At 70.2% G+C, this 17,923-nt stretch carries 15 protein-coding genes; 8 read left to right on the top strand and 7 right to left on the bottom strand.

Translation table 11 applies throughout. From position 1 onward, the window contains the following. Positions 1 to 19 precede the first annotated feature (19 nt). Positions 20 to 2,200, top strand: a complete 2,181-nt coding sequence (locus tag M878_RS84055) for an ATP-binding protein (protein WP_023552092.1) — start codon at positions 20 to 22, stop codon at positions 2,198 to 2,200. A 213-nt stretch (positions 2,201 to 2,413) separates the two neighbouring features. Here M878_RS84055 and rpsD read toward each other — a convergent pair whose 3' ends face one another. The 3 genes from rpsD to M878_RS84040 form a co-directional block, all read right to left on the bottom strand. Then, positions 2,414 to 3,028, bottom strand: coding sequence for a 30S ribosomal protein S4 (gene rpsD, locus M878_RS84050; protein ID WP_023552091.1), 615 nt, complete (start codon positions 3,026 to 3,028; stop codon positions 2,414 to 2,416). A 307-nt stretch (positions 3,029 to 3,335) separates the two neighbouring features. Next, entirely contained in the window at positions 3,336 to 4,691 is a 1,356-nt protein-coding gene (locus M878_RS84045; RefSeq protein WP_031226681.1) for a replication-associated recombination protein A, read from the bottom strand. Between the two features lie 116 nt (positions 4,692 to 4,807). Beyond that, positions 4,808 to 5,467 carry a vitamin K epoxide reductase family protein gene (locus M878_RS84040; protein WP_023552089.1) on the bottom strand — a complete coding sequence of 220 codons (660 nt, stop codon included), beginning with the start codon at positions 5,465 to 5,467 and terminating at the stop codon, positions 4,808 to 4,810. A 146-nt stretch (positions 5,468 to 5,613) separates the two neighbouring features. Between M878_RS84040 and M878_RS84035 the strand changes: the two genes are divergently transcribed. The 4 genes from M878_RS84035 to M878_RS84020 are packed head-to-tail and all read left to right on the top strand — an operon-like array spanning position 5,614 to position 9,156. Then, positions 5,614 to 6,480, top strand: a complete 867-nt coding sequence (locus tag M878_RS84035; RefSeq protein WP_031226680.1) for an ABC transporter ATP-binding protein — start codon at positions 5,614 to 5,616, stop codon at positions 6,478 to 6,480. Beyond that, on the top strand, positions 6,477 to 7,322 hold the full coding sequence (locus tag M878_RS84030; protein WP_023552087.1) for an ABC transporter permease: 846 nt from the start codon (positions 6,477 to 6,479) through the stop codon (positions 7,320 to 7,322). The genes M878_RS84035 and M878_RS84030 overlap by 4 nt, the downstream gene beginning before the upstream one ends. After that, positions 7,319 to 8,533: a sensor histidine kinase gene (locus M878_RS84025; RefSeq protein WP_023552086.1), complete on the top strand. Its 1,215-nt coding sequence runs from the start codon at positions 7,319 to 7,321 to the stop codon at positions 8,531 to 8,533. Before M878_RS84030 ends, M878_RS84025 begins: the two co-directional genes overlap by 4 nt. Continuing rightward, the gene (locus tag M878_RS84020; protein WP_023552085.1) at positions 8,530 to 9,156 is read left to right on the top strand and encodes a response regulator; all 627 of its coding nucleotides are present in this window, start codon (positions 8,530 to 8,532) and stop codon (positions 9,154 to 9,156) included. The genes M878_RS84025 and M878_RS84020 overlap by 4 nt, the downstream gene beginning before the upstream one ends. Before the next feature lie 39 nt (positions 9,157 to 9,195). Here M878_RS84020 and hisS read toward each other — a convergent pair whose 3' ends face one another. Both hisS and M878_RS84010 read right to left on the bottom strand, forming a co-directional pair. Beyond that, the gene (gene hisS, locus M878_RS84015; protein WP_023552084.1) at positions 9,196 to 10,458 is read right to left on the bottom strand and encodes a histidine--tRNA ligase; all 1,263 of its coding nucleotides are present in this window, start codon (positions 10,456 to 10,458) and stop codon (positions 9,196 to 9,198) included. A 12-nt stretch (positions 10,459 to 10,470) separates the two neighbouring features. Beyond that, positions 10,471 to 11,178 (bottom strand): MBL fold metallo-hydrolase, encoded by a 708-nt coding sequence (locus M878_RS84010; RefSeq protein WP_031226678.1) that lies wholly within the window; start codon positions 11,176 to 11,178, stop codon positions 10,471 to 10,473. 178 nt (positions 11,179 to 11,356) lie between these two features. Between M878_RS84010 and M878_RS84005 the strand changes: the two genes are divergently transcribed. The 3 genes from M878_RS84005 to M878_RS83995 all read left to right on the top strand — a co-directional run bounded on the left by M878_RS84005 (position 11,357) and on the right by M878_RS83995 (position 14,270). Continuing rightward, positions 11,357 to 12,160, top strand: a complete 804-nt coding sequence (locus M878_RS84005) for a peptidylprolyl isomerase (protein WP_023552082.1) — start codon at positions 11,357 to 11,359, stop codon at positions 12,158 to 12,160. Positions 12,161 to 12,302: 142 nt separating this feature from the next. Further along, positions 12,303 to 13,532 (top strand): DUF349 domain-containing protein, encoded by a 1,230-nt coding sequence (locus M878_RS84000; RefSeq protein WP_023552081.1) that lies wholly within the window; start codon positions 12,303 to 12,305, stop codon positions 13,530 to 13,532. Between the two features lie 255 nt (positions 13,533 to 13,787). Further along, positions 13,788 to 14,270, top strand: coding sequence for a hypothetical protein (locus M878_RS83995; protein WP_023552080.1), 483 nt, complete (start codon positions 13,788 to 13,790; stop codon positions 14,268 to 14,270). Positions 14,271 to 14,547: 277 nt separating this feature from the next. Here the strand turns inward: M878_RS83995 and M878_RS83990 are convergent, their stop codons facing one another. Both M878_RS83990 and M878_RS83985 read right to left on the bottom strand, forming a co-directional pair. Next, the gene (locus tag M878_RS83990) at positions 14,548 to 17,115 is read right to left on the bottom strand and encodes a RelA/SpoT family protein (protein WP_023552079.1); all 2,568 of its coding nucleotides are present in this window, start codon (positions 17,113 to 17,115) and stop codon (positions 14,548 to 14,550) included. A gap of 287 nt (positions 17,116 to 17,402) precedes the next feature. Then, positions 17,403 to 17,923 (bottom strand): adenine phosphoribosyltransferase (locus M878_RS83985; RefSeq protein ID WP_023552078.1); only part of this gene is annotated, 521 nt, incomplete at its 5' end.

Raw genomic sequence — 17,923 nt, 5'->3', positions numbered from 1 at the left:
TCAGTACGCTCCGTGTCCCATGCGAGGTCCTCAGTGCCCTGATCCCTTCGCCGATCCCTTCGCCGCCGGCGATCCGCCCCTGGAACTGACCACGTTCGTCGGGCGTTCGGCGGAGTTCGCCGAGCTGACGGCCGCGCTCGGCCGGGCCCGGCTGGTGACCGTGACCGGGGTCGGCGGTGTCGGCAAGTCCCGGCTGGCCGCGCGGGTCGCCGCCGGGTGGGAGTCCGCCGCCGGGCGGGTGGAGCTGGCGCCGGTGCGCGATCCGCAGTTCGTGGAGTACGCGGTGGCGGAGGGGCTGGGGCTGACCGACCACACCGCCCGGCCGCCCCGGGAGACGCTGCTGGAGCATCTGGCCGGCCGTCCGGCCCTGTTGGTGCTGGACGGGTTCGAGCATCTCGTGGAGGCCTGCGCCGAGCTGACGGCGGAGCTGCTGCGGAAGCTGCCGTGGCTGCGGGTGCTGGCCGTGGGGCGGCGTCCGCTGGGGCTGGCGGGCGAGCGGCTGTTCCCGCTGGCGCCGCTCGGCGCGGACGAGGCGGTTGAGCTGTTCGCCGACCGGGCCCGGGAGCAGGGGCTCGAGGTGTCCGACGGCCCCGAGGTGCGCGAGCTGTGCCGGCGGCTGGAGGGGATCCCGCTGGCCGTGGAGCTGGCGGCCGGGCGGCTGCGGGCGCTGTCCCCGGCGCAGCTGCTGGAGCGGCTGGACGACCGGTTCCGGCTGCTGAGCGCGGGCGGCCGGGACGGGTCGCCGCGCCCTGTCCCCGGCGGGCCCCCGTGCCGCCATCAGACGCTGCGCACGGCGATCGGCTGGAGCCACGAGCTGTGCACGCCGGCGGAGCGGCTGCTGTGGGCGCGGCTGTCGGTGTTCGCGCAGACCTTCGACCTGGAGGCGGTCGAGTACGTGTGCAGCGGGGACGGGCTGCCCGCCGAGGACGTCCTGGACGTGCTGTCGGAGCTGTTGGCCCAGTCGGTCATCGCCCGTGAGGAGACCCCGGCCGGCCCCCGCTACCGGATGCTGGACACCGTCCGGGCCTACGGCGCCGACTGGCTGGAGGGGATGGGGGACGCGGCCCGGCTGCGCCGGCGGCACCGGGACTGGTATCTGGGCCTGGCGACCTGGTGCGAGCTGGACTGGTTCTCGCCCCGGCAGGGCGAGGTCGCCGCCCGGGTGGAGGCGGAGCTGCCCAATCTGCGGGCGGCTCTGGAGTTCTGTCTGACGGAGCCGGACGAGGCCCATCTCGGACAGTACCTCGCGGGGTCGCTGTGGTTCTGCTGGGTCGGCTGCGGTCGGCTCGCGGAGGGCCGGCGCTGGCTGGCGCGCAGCGTCGAGCTGGATTCGGAGTACGAGCAGTCGCGGCTGAAGGCTCTGTGGGTGCTCGGCTATGTGGCGATCCTCCAGGGCGACGCGGTGCCGGCGCTGGCGGCGCTGCGGGAGTGCCGGGAGCAGGCCGAGCGGTGCGCGGATCCGACGGCGGTGGCGTACGCCGAGCACCGCACCGGCTGTCTGGCCCTGGTCACCGATGACATGGCGCGTGCAGAAACGCTGCTGCGCTCGGCGCTGGACCGCTATCAGGAGATCGGCGAGCTCAACAGCAATGTGCTGATGGGCCAGGTGGAGCTGGCGATGACGCGGGCCTTCCAGGGGGACCTGCCGGACGCGGTGCGGCTGTGCGAGGACGTGCGCCGGGTGTGCGAGGACCACGGGGAGCTCTGGGCCCGCAGCTACGCGCTGTATGTGCTGGCGTACGCGGCCTGGCAGGAAGGCATCCAGGACAGGGCGCGGGATCTGCTCGCGGAGTGTCTGCGCAACGCGCACGCCTTCCGCGACCTGCTCGGCTCGGTGATGGTGCTGGAGCTGCTGGCGCTGGTGACGGCGGCCCAGGGCGAGCCGGCCGAGGCGGCGCTGCTGCAGGGCGCGGCGGGCCGGATATGGCCGTCGGTGGGGCTCCCGCTGTTCGGCTCGGCCTACTTCAACGCCCCGCACGAGCGCTGCGAGGCGATGGCGCGGCAGGCCCTCGGGGACCCGCGGTACGAGGAGTGCGTGCGCGAAGGGGCCGGGCTGGACCGTGCCACGGCCGTGGCACGTGCACTGGGTCGTGACAGGAGACGACCGCTGGACGCCCTGGCGGCTCCACGAGGGGCGGTACCGCAGGGCGGCGGGGGCGCGGACCACGCTGAGGCCGCTGCTGACTCCGCGCGGGGCTGACGCGTCCCGCAGGGGCGGGGCCGTATCCATGTGCGATCCATGTGCGGCTCCGCCGCGATGGGGTCCCCCGGGTTCGAACGAAGCCGAGAACGTGGGGAGCGACCAGCCCCCACCGGCCCTCGCTGTTCGGACGACCGGAAACACAAACCCGCCGCCTCGCCCGCCCGGAAGGGCGGGGAGACGGCGGGCTGAGTCGCTGCGCCGGGGCTGGGATCAGCGGGCGTAGTACTCGACGACGAGCTGCTCGTCGCAGATCACCGGGATCTCCTTGCGGTTCGGCTCGCGGTCCAGGCGGAACGCCAGGGCCTTGAGGTTCACCTGCAGGTAGCGCGGGGTCTCACCCTCGGGGGCGAAGCCACCCTCGCGGGCGATCGTGAAGAGCGTCTTGTCCTTGGAGCGGTCGCGGACCTGCACGACGTCGTCCGGGCGGACACGGAAGGACGGCTTGTCGACCTTCTGGCCGTTGACCTGGATGTGGCCGTGGACGACCATCTGACGGGCCTGGTAGATGGTGCGGGCGATGCCCGAACGCAGGACCAGGGCGTCGAGACGGCGCTCGAGCTCGATGATCAGAGCCTCACCGGTCTTGCCCTGAACCTTGGAGGCACGCTCGTAGGCGCGGACGAGCTGACGCTCGGACACGTCGTACTGCGCGCGCAGACGCTGCTTCTCCAGCAGACGGACCTTGTAGTCCGAGTTCTGCTTGCGGCCGCGGCCGTGCTCACCCGGCGGGTAGGGGCGGGCCTCGAAGTACTTGACGGCCTTCGGGGTCAGCGCGATGCCGAGGGCACGCGACTTCTTGACCTTGGGGCGGGACTGGTTCGCCACTGTCTTTCGTCTCTTTCGTAGTTTCCGGCTTGTCAGAGTTAAGGGAGGTCGCCTCCGCAGCCGGGGAAACCCGCCGGGTCCGCATGGGACCTGCCGGGCAGCCGCTCCCCTGGTCTGGGCACAACGTGCAGCACGCGAGTGGCCCACCGGCCGTCCCGGAGCTCCGGGGGGTGGTGGGCTGCCCGCGACACCGTTCGACGGTGCGCGACGCTCCTGGAACCTCGCGTCCTTGCGGCCGTGGGGCTCCGGCTGGATGTCCCGCTCTGACAGCGCGGGACTCAGCACTTCGGGGAAGTCTACAGGGCGCTCAGGACCGTCTGCGACCGAGGTGCTTCCTGGCCCACTCCACCGCGTCCGCGTACCGCGCCTCGGTGCCGTGCCGGGTCGGGGTGTAGTACTCGCGGTCCTTCAGGGCGTCCGGGGCGTACTGCTGCTGGGCGATGCCCTCGGGCAGGTCGTGCGGATACACATACCCCTGTGCGTGGCCGAGCTTGGCGGCTCCCTTGTAGTGCCCGTCGCGCAGATGGGGCGGGACCGGGCCTGCCAGGCCCTTGCGTACGTCCTCCATGGCGGCGCCGATCGCGGTGGTCGCCGAGTTCGACTTGGGGGCGAGTGCGAGGGCGATGGTGGCGTGGCTGAGGGTCAGGGCGGCCTCAGGGAAGCCGATCATGGCGACCGCCTGGGCCGCGGCGACCGCGATGGGCAGCGCGTTCGGGTCGGCCAGGCCGATGTCCTCGCTGGCGGAGATCATCAGGCGCCGGGCGATGAAGCGGGGGTCTTCGCCGGCCTCGATCATGCGGGCCAGGTAGTGCAGGGCGGCGTCGACGTCGGAGCCCCTGATGGACTTGATGAGGGCGCTGGCGACGTCGTAGTGCTGGTCGCCGTCGCGGTCGTACTTCACGGCGGCCCGGTCGACCGTCTGCTCCAGTGTTTCGAGGCTGATCTCGCGCTCGCCCTGGTCGAGGGCGGCGCCGGCGGCGGCCTCCAGGGCGGTCAGCGCCCGGCGGGCGTCGCCGCCGGCGATGCGCAGCAGGTGCTCCTCGGTGTCCTCGGGGAGGCTCACGGCGTCCTTGAGGCCGCGCTCGTCGGTCAGGGCACGCTTCAGCAGGCCACGGATGTCGTCGTCGGTGAGCGGTTCGAGGGTCAGCAGGAGCGAGCGGGACAGCAGGGGGGAGATGACCGAGAAGTACGGGTTCTCCGTGGTGGCCGCGATCAGCGTCACCCAGCGGTTCTCGACGGCGGGGAGCAGGGAGTCCTGCTGGGCCTTGCTGAAGCGGTGGATCTCGTCCAGGAAGAGGACGGTCTCCTTGCCGAAGCCGCCGGTGGCGCGTCGGGCGCCGTCGATGACCGCGCGGACCTCCTTGACGCCCGCGGTGATCGCGGACAGCTCCACGAACCGCTTGTTCGTCGCCTTGGAGACCACATACGCGAGCGTGGTCTTGCCGGTGCCGGGCGGGCCCCAGAGGATCACCGAGGACGGTCCGGCGGGGCCGCCGGAGCCCTCGCCGACCAGCCGGCGCAGCGGGGAGCCGGGCTTCAGCAGATGCTGCTGGCCCACGACCTCGTCGAGGGTGCGCGGGCGCATCCGCACCGGCAGGGGGCTGCCTGCCGGGTCCTTCTCCTGGCGTTCTTCTGCTGCGGCGGTGAACAGGTCGGGTTCCACGCCCAAAACCCTAAATCACCGCACTGACAACGCGGCCGGGCCGGGGGCCGGGGCCTTTGGAAGGGGCGGCCCCCGGCCCTGTCGCCGCCGGGCGGGCGGGACTTTGACGTCAGGGCCTAGGCCCAGAGCTGGCTGCCCCAGCGGGTCAGGATCAGCATCGCGATGATGCCGCAGTGGGTGACCGGCACCACCCAGGTGAACTCGCCGAAGAAGGACTTCAGCAGGCGTGGTGCCCGCAGGAAGCCGTTGCGGACGTTGAACGAGGTCACATACCAGAACATGGTGATCGTGGCTACCCAGGCCAGCGAGCACCACAGGCACAGCGCGTTGATCCGGTACAGGGACTCGAACTGCAGCCAGGTGACGAAGCCGACGCCGAAGAGCGTGCCGAAGTTGAAGGTCAGCCAGTACCAGCGCGGGAAGCGGGCGCGGCCCAGCAGGCTCATGCCGACGCAGATCACGATGCCGTAGCAGACCAGGCCGAGCCAGGGGTTCGGGAAGCCGAAGGCGGCCGCCTGCTTGCTCTCCATGACGCTGCCGCAGGACACGATCGGGTTGACGCTGCAGCCCGGTGTGAACGTCTTCCCGACGGCCTTCGCCTCGAGGATCTTGTTCTTGTCGAGCGTGATGACCCAGGCTGCCAGCAGCCCGGCCGCGCCGGTGATCACCAGCAGCAGGGCGAAGGCGCGGCTGCCACCGACCGTGCGCGCGGTGCCGGCGGCACGCTCGGGACCCGACTCCGTGGTGGAGACGTCATTGACTGTCGTCTTGCTCATCACGCCGATTCCGTCACTTGAGAGTTGGACCATCTTCGGGCACGGGCTCATTGTGCCGCACGCACGCGTGTGTCCACCGTTGGAAGGACATAAGGACGTACGCACGGTGGGCACGGACCGTTCGGTTCCGGCCGATGCTCAAGGGCATGACAGCACACGCGAACGATTTCGCGGTGGACGTCCGGGGGCTGCGCAAGCGGTACGGGGGCGTGACCGCGGTGGACGGGCTGGATCTCGGTATCCGGCGCGGTGAGGTGTTCGGGCTGCTCGGGCCGAACGGCGCCGGCAAGAGCACCACGGTGGAGATCCTCCAGGGCAACCGGTCACGGGACGGGGGCGAGGTGTCCGTCCTCGGCGCGGACCCGGCGACGGGCACGCGCGCGTGGAGATCCCGGGTGGGAATCGTCTGGCAGGACGAATCGGCGCCCGCGGAGTTGACGGTGCGCGAGACGGTACGGCACTTCGCCCGCTACTACCCCCGCCCGCGCGACCCGGCGGAGGTCATCCGCCTGGTCGGCCTCGAAGCGAAGAGTGACAGCCGGATCAAGGCACTCTCCGGCGGCCAGCGGCGACGCCTGGACGTGGCCCTCGGCGTGATCGGGGGTCCCGAGCTGCTGCTCCTGGACGAGCCGACCACCGGCTTCGACCCCGCCGCCCGGCGCCAGTTCTGGGACCTGATCCGGCTGCTCGCCGACGAGGGCACGACGATCCTGCTCACCACGCACTACCTGGAGGAGGCCGAGACCCTCGCGGACCGGCTCGCGGTCGTCGCCAGGGGCCGGGTGGTCGCCGAGGGCACGCCCACCGGCCTGCGCCGGCGGTACGGCGGTGAGGCCTCCGTGACCTGGACGGAAGCCGACGGCTCCCCGCGCAGGGAGCTCACGGACACGCCGACCCGGACCGTCGCCGCGCTCATGCACCGCTTCGACGGCGAGATACCCGGACTGACCGTGACCCGCCCCACCCTGGAGGACGTCTACCTCCGGCTGACCGGCCAGGAGGCCGCCCGATGACCACGACCGCCGCACCGGCCTCCGCCCGCGCATCCACCGCCTCCCCGCCCGGCGCCTGGAGGCTCGGCCTGCTGCGGGGAGGCCTGGAGATCAAGCAGTTCTTCCGGCTGCGTGAGCAGGTGGTGTTCACCTTCTCCTTCCCGGTGGTCTTCCTGTTCCTGTTCGCGTCGATCTTCCACGACCACGTCGGACACGCCGGGGTCACCGCCTCCCAGCTGTACGTACCCGCGATGACGGCCTCCGGGATCATGTCGACGAGTTTCCAGTCGCTCGGCATCTCCATCGCCGTCGAACGGGACGAGAAGGTGCTGCGGCGGCTGCGGGGCACCCCGATGCCGCCCGCGGCCTACTTCCTGGGCAAGATCTGGCTGGTTCTGTTCACCGCCGTCCTGGAGACCGCGATCCTCCTCGCCGTCGGCACGGCGTGCTACGGCGTCCACCTGCCGTCCGACCCCGGCCGCTGGTTCGACTTCGCGTGGATCTTCGTGCTCGGGCTGACCGCGTGCGCGCTGCTCGGCATCGCGATCAGCTCGGTGCCGAAGTCGGCGAAGAGCGCCAGTTCCGTCGTCGTGCTGCCGTTCCTGGTGCTCCAGTTCGTCTCCGGGGTCTACATCGCCATCGGCACCATTCCCGGCTGGATGCTCGACATCGGCGCCCTGTTCCCGCTGAAGTGGCTGTGCCAGGGCCTGCGCGGTGTGTTCCTGCCCGACTCGGCGATGGTCCTGGAGCAGGCGCACGCCTGGGAGTTCGGGCGGATCGCGTTGGTGCTGGGCGCGTGGTGCGTCGGAGGATTGGCGCTGTGCTTGCTGACCTTCCGGTGGAAGAACCGGCGCGACGGGTGAAGGGTGACAGGGCCCGCGCAGTCCACGCCTGGGACCGCTCGATCCTGCTCTGGGACGTGTACTTCGCGGTGGCCTGGCTGGCCACGCAGACCATGTTGCTCGGCGCCGGGCACCCGGGGTGGCCCGTCCGGGCCACCGCGGCCGGGCTCATCGTGCCGCTGGTGCCCTGGTACATGGCGGTGGGGCGGCGCCTCCTTTGCGAGGACCCGCCGGACGAGCGCCGCGCCCGGTACTACCTGGGAGTGGCGCTGGCCCTGTTCCTGCCGTCCGCGGTGCTGGCCGGTGAGACCCGGATACTGGCCTTCGCCGTGATCCCCCAGTGCTTCATGACCCTGCGCATGCGCGGTGCGCTGATCGCGGTGACCGCGGTCAACGTGGTCCCGGTCGCGGGCTGGGCCCTGCTGTGGCGGCCGGGGGGCGAGGACCTGTTCGTCAACGCGTTGTCCGCCCTGGTGACCCTGGTGTTCTCGGTGGTCGTGGGCGGCTGGATCATCCGGATCATCGAGCAGAGCCTGGAACGGGCCGAACTGATCGCCGAGTTGGACGCCAGCCGGCACGAGATCTCCCGGCTCTCCGCCGCGCACGGCGCCCTCACCGAACGCGATCGGCTGGCCCGGGAGATCCACGACACGCTCGCGCAGGGCTTCACCAGCCTGCTGATGCTGGTGCAGGCCGTGGACGCGGAACTCGACTCCGACCCCGCGCAGGCCCGCCGCCATCTGGCCCTGATGGAGGACACCGCCCGCCGCAACCTCGCCGAGGCCCGCGCGCTGGTCGCCGGCGGCGCGCCCGCGGACCTGGCGGGCGCCAGCCTTCCGGACGCGCTGGGCCGGCTGACCACCCGTCAGGAGGCGGCCTTGGAGGTGACCGGTCCGGTGCGCACCCTGCCGGCCGGCGTGGAGGTGGTGGCCCTGCGGGCCTGCCAGGAGGCGCTGACCAACGCCCGTAAGCACGCCGGGAGTTCGACACGGATCGGGGTCCGCCTCGACTACGCCGACGACACGCTGACGCTCTCCGTCCGCGACGACGGCTGCGGCTTCGACCCGGCCGCGGCGTCGAGCGGATACGGTCTGGCCGGGCTGCGCGCCCGCGCCGCCGAGGTGGGCGGCACGGCCACCGTCCGCACCGCACCCGGCGACGGTACGGCGGTGACCGTACGCCTGCCCGTCCCGGCCGGCATGGCTTCCGGCGCAAGGAGTGAGACCCCGTGATCCGTATCGTCCTGGCCGACGACCACCCCGTCGTACGGGAGGGACTGCGCGCCATGCTGAGCGCCGAACCGGATCTGGAGGTGATCGGCGACGCGGCTAGCGGGCCGCGGGCGGAGGCGCTGGCGGCCGAACTGCGCCCGGACATCGTGCTGATGGACCTGCGCATGCCGGGCGGCTCGGGCGTGGACTCGATCGCGCGGATGACGGCGGCCGGACTGCCGTGCCGGGTGATCGTCCTGACGACGTACGAGACGGACCGGGACATCCTGCGTGCCGTGGAGGCGGGCGCCGCCGGGTATCTGCTCAAGGACCTGCCCCGGCGGGAACTGGCGGACGCGGTACGGGCCGCTGCGCGGGGCGAGACCGTGCTGGCACCGTCGGTCGCGGCACGTCTGGTCGACCAGCTGCGGACCAGGCCGGAGCGGCCCCGGTTGTCGCAGCGGGAGACGGCGGTACTGCGGCTGGTCGCCGAGGGCTGCACGAACGCGGAGATCGGCCGCCGCCTGTTCATCGGTGAATCGACGGTGAAGACCCATCTCCTGCGGATCTTCGGCAAGCTGGGGGTGGACGACCGTACGGCGGCGGTGACGAGCGCCATGCGGTACGGGTTGCTGGAACAGTGAGAGGGCGCCGGATCCCCGGCGCCCTCCGTCACGGACGGACTAGCCGAGCCGGGACTCCAGTTCCGCGACGATCTCGTTCACGCCGATCGCCGTCTGCTCGCCGGAGTCCATGTCCTTGAGCTGGACGACGCCCTCGGCGAGGTCGCGTTCGCCGGCCACGATCGTGTAGCGGGCGCCGCTGCGGTTGGCGTTCTTCATGGCGCCCTTCAGGCCCTTGCCGCCGTACGAGAAGTCCGCCGAGATGCCGACCTTGCGCAGCTCGGTGACCTTCGCGAACAGCACCCGGCGGGCCTCCTCGCCGAGCGGGACGGCGTAGACCGACGTCGTGGACGGGAGGTCCAGCTCCACGCCCTCGGCCTCCAGGGCGAGGACCGTGCGGTCGACGCCGAGAGCCCAGCCGACGGACGGCAGCGCGGGGCCGCCGATCATCTCGGAGAGGCCGTCGTAGCGGCCGCCGCCGCCCACCGCCGACTGCGAGCCGAGTCCGTCGTGCACGAACTCGAAGGTGGTGCGGGTGTAGTAGTCCAGGCCGCGCACCAGCTTCGGGTCGTCCTCGAAGGCGACGCCCGCCGCGGTGATCAGGTCGCGGACCTCCTCGTGGTAGGCCTTGCAGGCGTCGCACAGGTAGTCGCGCAGCAGCGGGACACCCGTCAGCTGCTTCTGGACCGACTCACGCTTGTCGTCGAGAACCCGGAGCGGGTTGATGTCGACGCGCTGACGCGTGTCCTCGTCCAGGTCCAGCCCGCGCAGGAACTCCTGCAGCGCGGCCCGGTACACCGGCCGGCATTCCTTGTCGCCGAGGCTGTTCAGCAGGACGCGGAAGTCGCGCAGGCCCAGCGAGCGGTACGCCTGGTCGGCCAGGATGATCAGCTCGGCGTCCAGCGCCGGGTCCTCCGCGCCGATCGCCTCGGCACCGACCTGGGAGAAGTGCCGGTACCGGCCCTTCTGGGGGCGCTCGTAGCGGTAGTACGAGCCCGAGTACCAGAGCTTGACCGGGAGGTTGCCCGACTTGTGCAGGTTGGCTTCGAGGGCCGCGCGCAGGACGGAGGCGGTGCCCTCCGGACGCAGGGCCAGCTTGTCGCCGCCCTTGGTCTCGAAGGCGTACATCTCCTTGGTCACGATGTCGGTGGACTCACCGACGCCGCGCGCGAACAGCTCCACACTCTCGAATCCGGGCGTCTCGATGTAGCCGTAGCCGGAGCTCCTGAGCGGTGCGGCGATCGCCTCACGGACGGCCAGGAACTTGGCGCTGTCCGGCGGCAGCAGGTCGTACGTGCCCTTGGGGGCCTTGAAAGTGCTCACAGAGATCTCTCGTCACATTCCTCGTCGGGGAGCCGGGGAAGCTCCCTGCCCGGCGGCCACCTGCCGCAGATAGGGGTTGGTGGCGCGCTCCTGGCCGATGGTCGTCTGGGGGCCGTGGCCGGACAGCACCACGGTGGAGTCGTCGAGCGGCAGGCACACGCGGGCCAGCGACTCGAGCATGTCCGCCATGGATCCGCCCGGCATGTCGGTGCGTCCGATGGAGCCGGCGAACAGCAGATCCCCGGAGAAGAACACCGACGGGATGTCGGCGGTCTCGGGCATCCGGAAGGTCACCGACCCCTTGGTATGGCCCGGCGCGTGCGCGACGGAGAACGTGAGGCCGGCCAGTTCGAGGGCGGTGCCGTTCGTCAGCTCCCGGACGTCGTCCGGCTCCCCCACGGTCAGCTCGCCCATCAACGGCATGCCGATGGACCGGCCGAGCGCCCTCTCGGGGTCGCTCATCATGTAGCGGTCCTCGGGGTGGATCCAGGCTGGCACGCCGTGTGCGCCGCAGACCGGGACGACCGAGGCGACGTGGTCGATGTGGCCGTGGGTGAGGACGACGGCGACGGGCTTGAGCCGATGCTTCTTCAGCGCTTCCTCGACACCTTCGGCGGCCTGGTGGCCGGGGTCGATGATCACGCACTCCTCACCGGCGGCGGGGGCGACGAGATAACAGTTCGTCCCCCAGGCCCCGGCAGGGAACCCGGCAATGAGCACGATCGTCCTTCGTTGTGTCGATTACAGGCGGCTTCAGCTGCAGTCAGAGCCTACCGGCGCTGCCGTTTCCTCAGCGAACCCATATACGGTACGGGGCTACACGCAGCGGTCGGCCCACGAGAGCCACGCAGCCGCACGCGTACCGGTCGACACACGACACGCATGAGGAGAGAACCCGGTGGTCAGCCAGGAGCAGCGGCGGCGTCAGCTCGCCCGGGAGAAGTTCTTGCGGCAGCAGCAGCGGCGCACCCAGGCGCGCCGCAAGGCCCGCGCGCGCAACTCCGTGATCGCGTCGGTACTGGGCGTGATCGTGATCGGCAGTGTCGCGCTGTACACGACGGGTGTGCTGAAGGGCGACGACAAGAAGAGCAACACCGCCGCGGACGTCAAGCCGACGAAGGCCCCCGACCCGTGCGCGAAGCCGGCGGCCGGCTCGGTGAAGAAGCTGAGCTGGAAGAAGGAGCCGGCGCTGACGATCGACACGTCGGCGAAGTACTCGATGAAGCTCGCCACGACGTGCGGTGACATCGACGTCGCGCTCAAGGCGGCCGCGGCGCCGCACACGGTCAATTCCTTCAACTTCCTGGCGGGCCAGGGCTTCTTCGACCACACCAAGTGCCACCGCCTGGTCACCAAGGGCATCTTCGTGCTCCAGTGCGGCGACCCGACGGCCACGGGCACCGGTGGTCCCGGGTACAAGATGCGTGACGAGAACCTCAAGGACCCGAGCCTGAAGGGGACCGTCTACCCGGCGGGCACGGTCGCGATGGCGAACAACGGGCCGAACACGAACGGCAGCCAGTTCTTCCTCGTCTTCGAGAACAGCCCGTTGCCGCCCAACTACACGCCGTTCGGCACGGTCGACGCGGCGGGCCTGAAGGTGCTGAAGAAGATCGCGGCGGCGGGCGAGAACACAGGCGCCGGGGACGGTGCCCCGAACGCCACCGTCGTGATCAACAAAGCGACGGTGACCAAGGCCTGACGGCGATGACGGTCAACAGCGGAATTTCGGTCGCGCTGGATGCGGACAGGCAACCCGCTGGTCGCCTATGTTGGCCGTGACGAAACTGTGGACGATGCCGGGGGCGCCGAAGCCCCCGCAGGCATCATGTGGAGGAGGCGCTGTGAGCAGCGACCCGTGGGGCCGCGTCGACGAGACGGGGACCGTGTACGTGCGTACGGCCGACGGCGAGCAGGTTGTCGGATCCTGGGCGGCCGGCTCCCCTGAGGAGGCGCTGGCCTACTTCGAGCGCAAGTACGAGGGCCTGGTTGTCGAGATCGGCCTCCTCGAGAAGCGAGTACAGACCACCGACCTGTCGGCGAAGGACGCCCAGGCCGCGATCGACCACCTGCGCGAGCAGGTGGACGCCCATCACGCGGTGGGCGACCTGGACGCGCTCCGGGGGCGGCTGGACAAGCTCGTGGCGACCGTCGAGGCGCGTCGCGAGGAGCGCAAGCAGCAGCGGGCCAAGCAGTCCGACGAGGCCCGTAAGGCCAAGGAGGACCTGGTCACCGAGGCGGAGCAGCTGGCGCAGTCCGACCAGTGGCGGGCCGCCGGTGAGCGGCTGCGGTCGCTGGTGGACACCTGGAAGGGGCTGCCGCGGCTGGACCGCAAGTCCGACGACGAGTTGTGGCACCGCTTCTCGCACGCCCGGTCGGCGTTCTCCAAGCGGCGCAAGGCGCACTTCGCTCAGCTGGACGCGCAGCGCGAGGAGGCCCGCCGGACCAAGGAGCGGCTGGTCGCCGAGGCCGAGGCGCTGTCCGGTTCGACGGACTGGGGTCCGACGGCGGCTCGCTACCGCGAGCTGATGGCGCAGTGGAAGGCCGCGGGCCGCGCCCAGCGCGAGCACGAGGACGACCTGTGGAACCGCTTCCGCGGTGCCCAGGACGTGTTCTTCGCCGCGCGCAGCTCGCTGTTCGCGGAGCGGGACGCGGAGCAGGCGGAGAACCTGAAGCTGAAGGAGGAACTGGCCGAGGAGGCCCAGAAGCTCCTGCCGATCGGCGATCTGAAGACCGCGCGAGCCGCCTTCCGCTCGATCAACGAGCGCTGGGAGGCCATCGGCCATGTCCCGCGGGACGCGCGTCCGAAGGTCGAGGGCCGGATGCACACGGTCGAGCGGGCTCTGCAGGAGGCCGAGGAGGCCGAGTGGCGCCGGACGAACCCGGAGGCACGCGCGCGTGCCGAGGGTCTGACCGGTCAGCTGCAGGCCGCCGTGGACAAGCTGCGGGGTCAGATCGACCAGGCCCGCGCCCAGGGCAACAACGCCAAGGCCGACAAGCTGGAGCGCGAGCTGGAGGGCCGCCAGGCGCTCCTGGACCAGGCACTGAAGGGTCTCCAGGAGTTCGGTGGCTAGAAGTCACTGAAAGTGTTGCGGGTTTTGGCCCCGGTCCGTACGGACCGGGGCCAGTTTCGTGTGCCGCCATGCTTTATTGAATCCGGACATTCCAATAAATTTCCGAAACAATCCGGGACGGATTTGAGCACTAATTGAGCCAAAGGGAGGTTGCTCACAAGCAACTCGACCTTTATTGTCAGTGCAGCGGCTTTGACCAGGCCGCGCCGAACGGCGTCGTCCATCGCGTTCGGCTTCATAAAGGAATCGGGGAACATGAATATCCGCAGCGGTATAACTGCCGCCGCACTGGCCGCTGTGACCGCTACCGCTGGAGTCACCCTCGCAGCTCCGGCTGCATACGCCAACACGACGTCCAGCAACGTCTACAAGTTCTACCCGGGTGGTGGCTACAAGTCGACCCGCACCGGAGAAATCGACTTCGTCGTCACCACCGTGCGCGATGGCAAGGGCAACCTCGTCAGCGCGTCGGGCACCCTGTCCGGTCACAACAACGTCCAGGGTCAGGCCCTCGGCATCAACATGAGCTTCACCCAGCCCTACGCGAGCGGAAGCGCGGCCGGCTTCACCCTGACGGGGAAGGTTGTGCTGCAGTCCTGCCTCGCCAAGAAGCTCCCCGTCTGCGGCCCCAGCGGCACGATCACCTTCACTGATACGGTACTCAAGTACGGACCGCAGACTCCTGCCACGGCCCACTCCAGCAACGGCAACCTGTGGCCCATCTACAGCACTCCGTAAAGAGAACTGACCGGAGGTGAGTCACTATGAAGTCTCTCTGGGCGAATTTCTCAGGCCTTATTCTGGGTATCCTGCTGACCCTGACCGGTATCGGATATCTGTCAGCGGAGCCGGGGAAATCCGGATGGACCATCGCCCTGGGGGCGGTACTCACCGGGTCCGGTCTTTTCTTGGCTGCCAAACATACGGTACGCCTTCGACGAACGCGCTGAAATGAAAACGCTCGGCTGGGTTTCCCAGCCGAGCGTTTTTGCGTGGGGCCTTGAAGTCACACGGACTACGACCGGCTGCGTCCCGACGTCACCCGGTACACGTCGTACACGCCCTCCACACCCCGCACGGCCTTCAGGACGTGGCCGAGGTGCTTGGGGTCGCCCATCTCGAAGGTGAACCGGGAGGTGGCCACCCGGTCGCGGGAGGTCTGGACGGCCGCGGAGAGGATGTTGACGTGCTGGTCGGACAGGACGCGGGTGACGTCCGAGAGCAGCCGGGAGCGGTCCAGCGCCTCGACCTGGATGGCGACCAGGAAGACCGAGGACTGGGTGGGCGCCCACTCGACGTCGAGGATGCGCTCGGGCTCGCGGGACAGTGAGTCCACGTTGACGCAGTCGCTGCGGTGAACCGACACGCCGCTGCCGCGCGTGACGAAGCCGATGATCGGGTCGCCGGGCACCGGCGTGCAACAGCGGGCCAGCTTGACCCAGACGTCCTCGACGCCCTTGACGACGACGCCCGGATCGGCGCTGGAGCGGCGTTTGCGGCTGCGGCTGCGCGACGGCGGGACCGTCTCGTCGATCTCCTCGGTGGCCGCCTCCTCGCCACCGAGGGCCTGGACGAGCTTCTGCACGATGTTCTGCGCGGAGACATGGCCCTCGCCGATCGCCGCGTACAGCGCGGAGATGTCCGAGTACCGCATCTCGTGCGCGAGCGTGACGAGGGAGTCGCCGGTGAGGATGCGCTGGATCGGCAGGTTCTGCTTGCGCATCGCCCGGACGATCGCGTCCTTGCCCTGCTCGATCGCCTCGTCCCGGCGCTCCTTGGAGAACCAGGCCCGGATCTTGTTGCGCGCCCGCGGCGACTTGACGAAGCCCAGCCAGTCGCGGGACGGCCCGGCGCCGGGCGCCTTGGAGGTGAAGACCTCCACCAAGTCGCCGTTGTCCAGGGTGGATTCGAGCGGTACGAGCCTGCCGTTGACCCGCGCTCCTATGGTGCGGTGGCCGACCTCGGTGTGGACGGCGTACGCGAAGTCGACGGGCGTGGCCCCGGCGGGCAGGGCGATGACATCGCCCTTGGGGGTGAAGACGAAGACCTCGTTGCGGGACAGGTCGAAGCGCAGGGACTCCAGGAACTCGCCGGGGTCCTCGGTCTCCTTCTGCCAGTCCAGCAGCTGCCGCAGCCACGCCATGTCGTTGATGGCGTCCTTGTCCTTGCCGGCCTTGGGCACGTCCGTACGCACCTTGGAGGCGCCGGCGACGGCCTCCTGCTTGTACTTCCAGTGCGCGGCGATGCCGTACTCGGCGCGGCGGTGCATGTCGAAGGTGCGGATCTGCAGCTCGACCGGCTTGCCGTTGGGCCCGATGACCGTCGTGTGCAGCGACTGGTACATGTTGAACTTGGGCATCGCGATGTAGTCCTTGAACCGGCCGGGGACCGGGTTCCATCGCGCGTGCACGGTGCCGAGGGCGGCGTAACAGTCGCGGACCGTGTCGACGAGGACACGGATCCCCACCAGGTCATAGATCTCGGCGAAGTCGCGACCGCGGACGATCATCTTCTGGTAGACGCTGTAGTAGTGCTTCGGGCGGCCGGTGACGGTCGCCTTGATGCGGGCGGCGCGCAGGTCGGCCTGGACCTCGTCGGTCACTATGGCCAGGTATTCGTCACGCTTCGGCGCCCGCTCTGCCACCAGCCTTACGATCTCGTCGTACATCTTGGGGTAGAGGATCGCGAACGCGAGGTCCTCCAGCTCCCACTTGATGGTGTTCATGCCGAGGCGGTGGGCGAGCGGAGCGTAGATCTCCAGCGTCTCGCGCGCCTTCTTCTCCTGCTTCTCGCGCTTGAGGTAGCGCATGGTGCGCATGTTGTGCAGGCGGTCGGCGAGCTTGATGACCAGGACGCGCGGGTCCTTGGCCATGGCGACGACCATCTTGCGCACGGTCTCGGCCTGCGCCGCCTCGCCGAACTTGACCTTGTCGAGCTTGGTGACGCCGTCGACGAGCAGGGCGACCGTGTCGCCGAAGTCGCGGCGCAGCTGGTCGAGGCCGTACTCGGTGTCCTCGACGGTGTCGTGCAGCAGCCCCGCCATCAGCGTGGCCGGATCCATGCCCAGCTCGGCGAGGATGGTGGTGACGGCGAGCGGATGCGTGATGTACGGGTCGCCGCTCTTGCGCTTCTGGCCGCGGTGCCAGCGCTCGGCGACCTGGTAGGCGCGCTCGATCTGGCGGAGCGTGGAGTTCTCGATCTTGGGGTCGTTGCTGCGGACTATCCGCAGCAGGGGCTCCAGGACCGGGTTGTAGGGGTTCGCGCGCTGCACACCGAGGCGGGCCAGGCGGGCGCGGACGCGGTTGGAGGAGCCGGTGCGGGCCTGGCCGGCGGGCTGGCGCACCACGGGGGGCTGCACCGGGCGCTCGGGCGCTGGGGGTCCCCCCGCTCGAGCGGGGTCGAGAGCGGGGGACGGCTTGGGACGTGTGGCTTCGGCAGCCTTTTCGACGGGCGCGGACTGGGCGTGCTCGATCGGCCCGCGGGTGTCGTTCTTCGCGTTGGACGCGTGCGGCGCGGGCTTGGCCGCGGGCGCCGAGGCGGGCTCGGGCTTGGCGGCGGTCAGTGGCTGGGCCTCGTCTGGCAAGAGGGCTCCTCGTGCGCGATCCGGGTCCCCCGGTCAGGCTCCGGAGACCCCATGGTAGCGATCCTGCGGCTGGTCATCGCCTTCAGACAGAAGTGAGGACCGTTCACTGATGAAACACGGGAGGCTCCCGCCGGATTCCGGGAGGTTGATTCCGGGTGCTTTGGGGGCGTGCGGCGGGTGACTCGGAAGTGGACGGCGACGGCCAGCGGACGGCGACGGCGGGGCAAGACGGCGGGAAACACAAAGCGGCCTACGGCGAAGCCGAGGCCGCTTGTGCAGCAATCCGCTCAGACCTGGAGCAGTGCCTCCAGCGGCGCCCCGTCCAGGGCAGGCTCCAGGCGGGCCCGGCCCGCCAGGAAGCCCAGTTCCATCAGCACCGCAAGCCCGGAGACATCCGCACCGGCGCGCTGGATCAGCTGGATCGCGGCCTCGGCCGTACCCCCCGTGGCGAGGACGTCGTCCACGATCAGGACGCGGTCCCCGGCAGCCAGGTCCTCCGCGTGCACCTCGATCTCGGCCGAGCCGTACTCCAGGTCGTACGCCTGTCGCAGCGTCGCTCCGGGCAGCTTGCCCGCCTTGCGGACCGGGATGAAGCCGAGGCCCGCACGCAGCGCGACCGGCGCGCCGAGGATGAAGCCCCGGGCCTCCAGGCCGACGACCTTGGTCGCGCCGGTGTTCGTGGCGATCTCGGCCAGCGCGTCGGTGAGCGCCGTGAACGCGGCCGGGTCCGCCAGCAGCGGGGTGATGTCCTTGAACATCACCCCGGGCTCGGGGTAGTCGGCGACATCGCGGATACGGCTGAGCAGCA

Source organism: Streptomyces roseochromogenus subsp. oscitans DS 12.976 (genome assembly GCF_000497445.1).
GTDB classification, from domain to species: domain Bacteria; phylum Actinomycetota; class Actinomycetes; order Streptomycetales; family Streptomycetaceae; genus Streptomyces; species Streptomyces oscitans.
Note: the sequence above shows the minus strand (reverse complement) of the source record. Positions and strands in the feature narration are given on the sequence as shown.

Coding starts and splice junctions, on each gene's coding strand:
- M878_RS84055 (WP_023552092.1), top strand. CDS start 20: ATGCGAGGTCCTCAGTGCCCTGATCCCTTCGCCGATCCCTTCGCCGCC.
- M878_RS84040 (WP_023552089.1), bottom strand. CDS start 5,467: ATGAGCAAGACGACAGTCAATGACGTCTCCACCACGGAGTCGGGTCCC.
- M878_RS84035 (WP_031226680.1), top strand. CDS start 5,614: ATGACAGCACACGCGAACGATTTCGCGGTGGACGTCCGGGGGCTGCGC.
- M878_RS84030 (WP_023552087.1), top strand. CDS start 6,477: ATGACCACGACCGCCGCACCGGCCTCCGCCCGCGCATCCACCGCCTCC.
- M878_RS83995 (WP_023552080.1), top strand. CDS start 13,788: ATGAATATCCGCAGCGGTATAACTGCCGCCGCACTGGCCGCTGTGACC.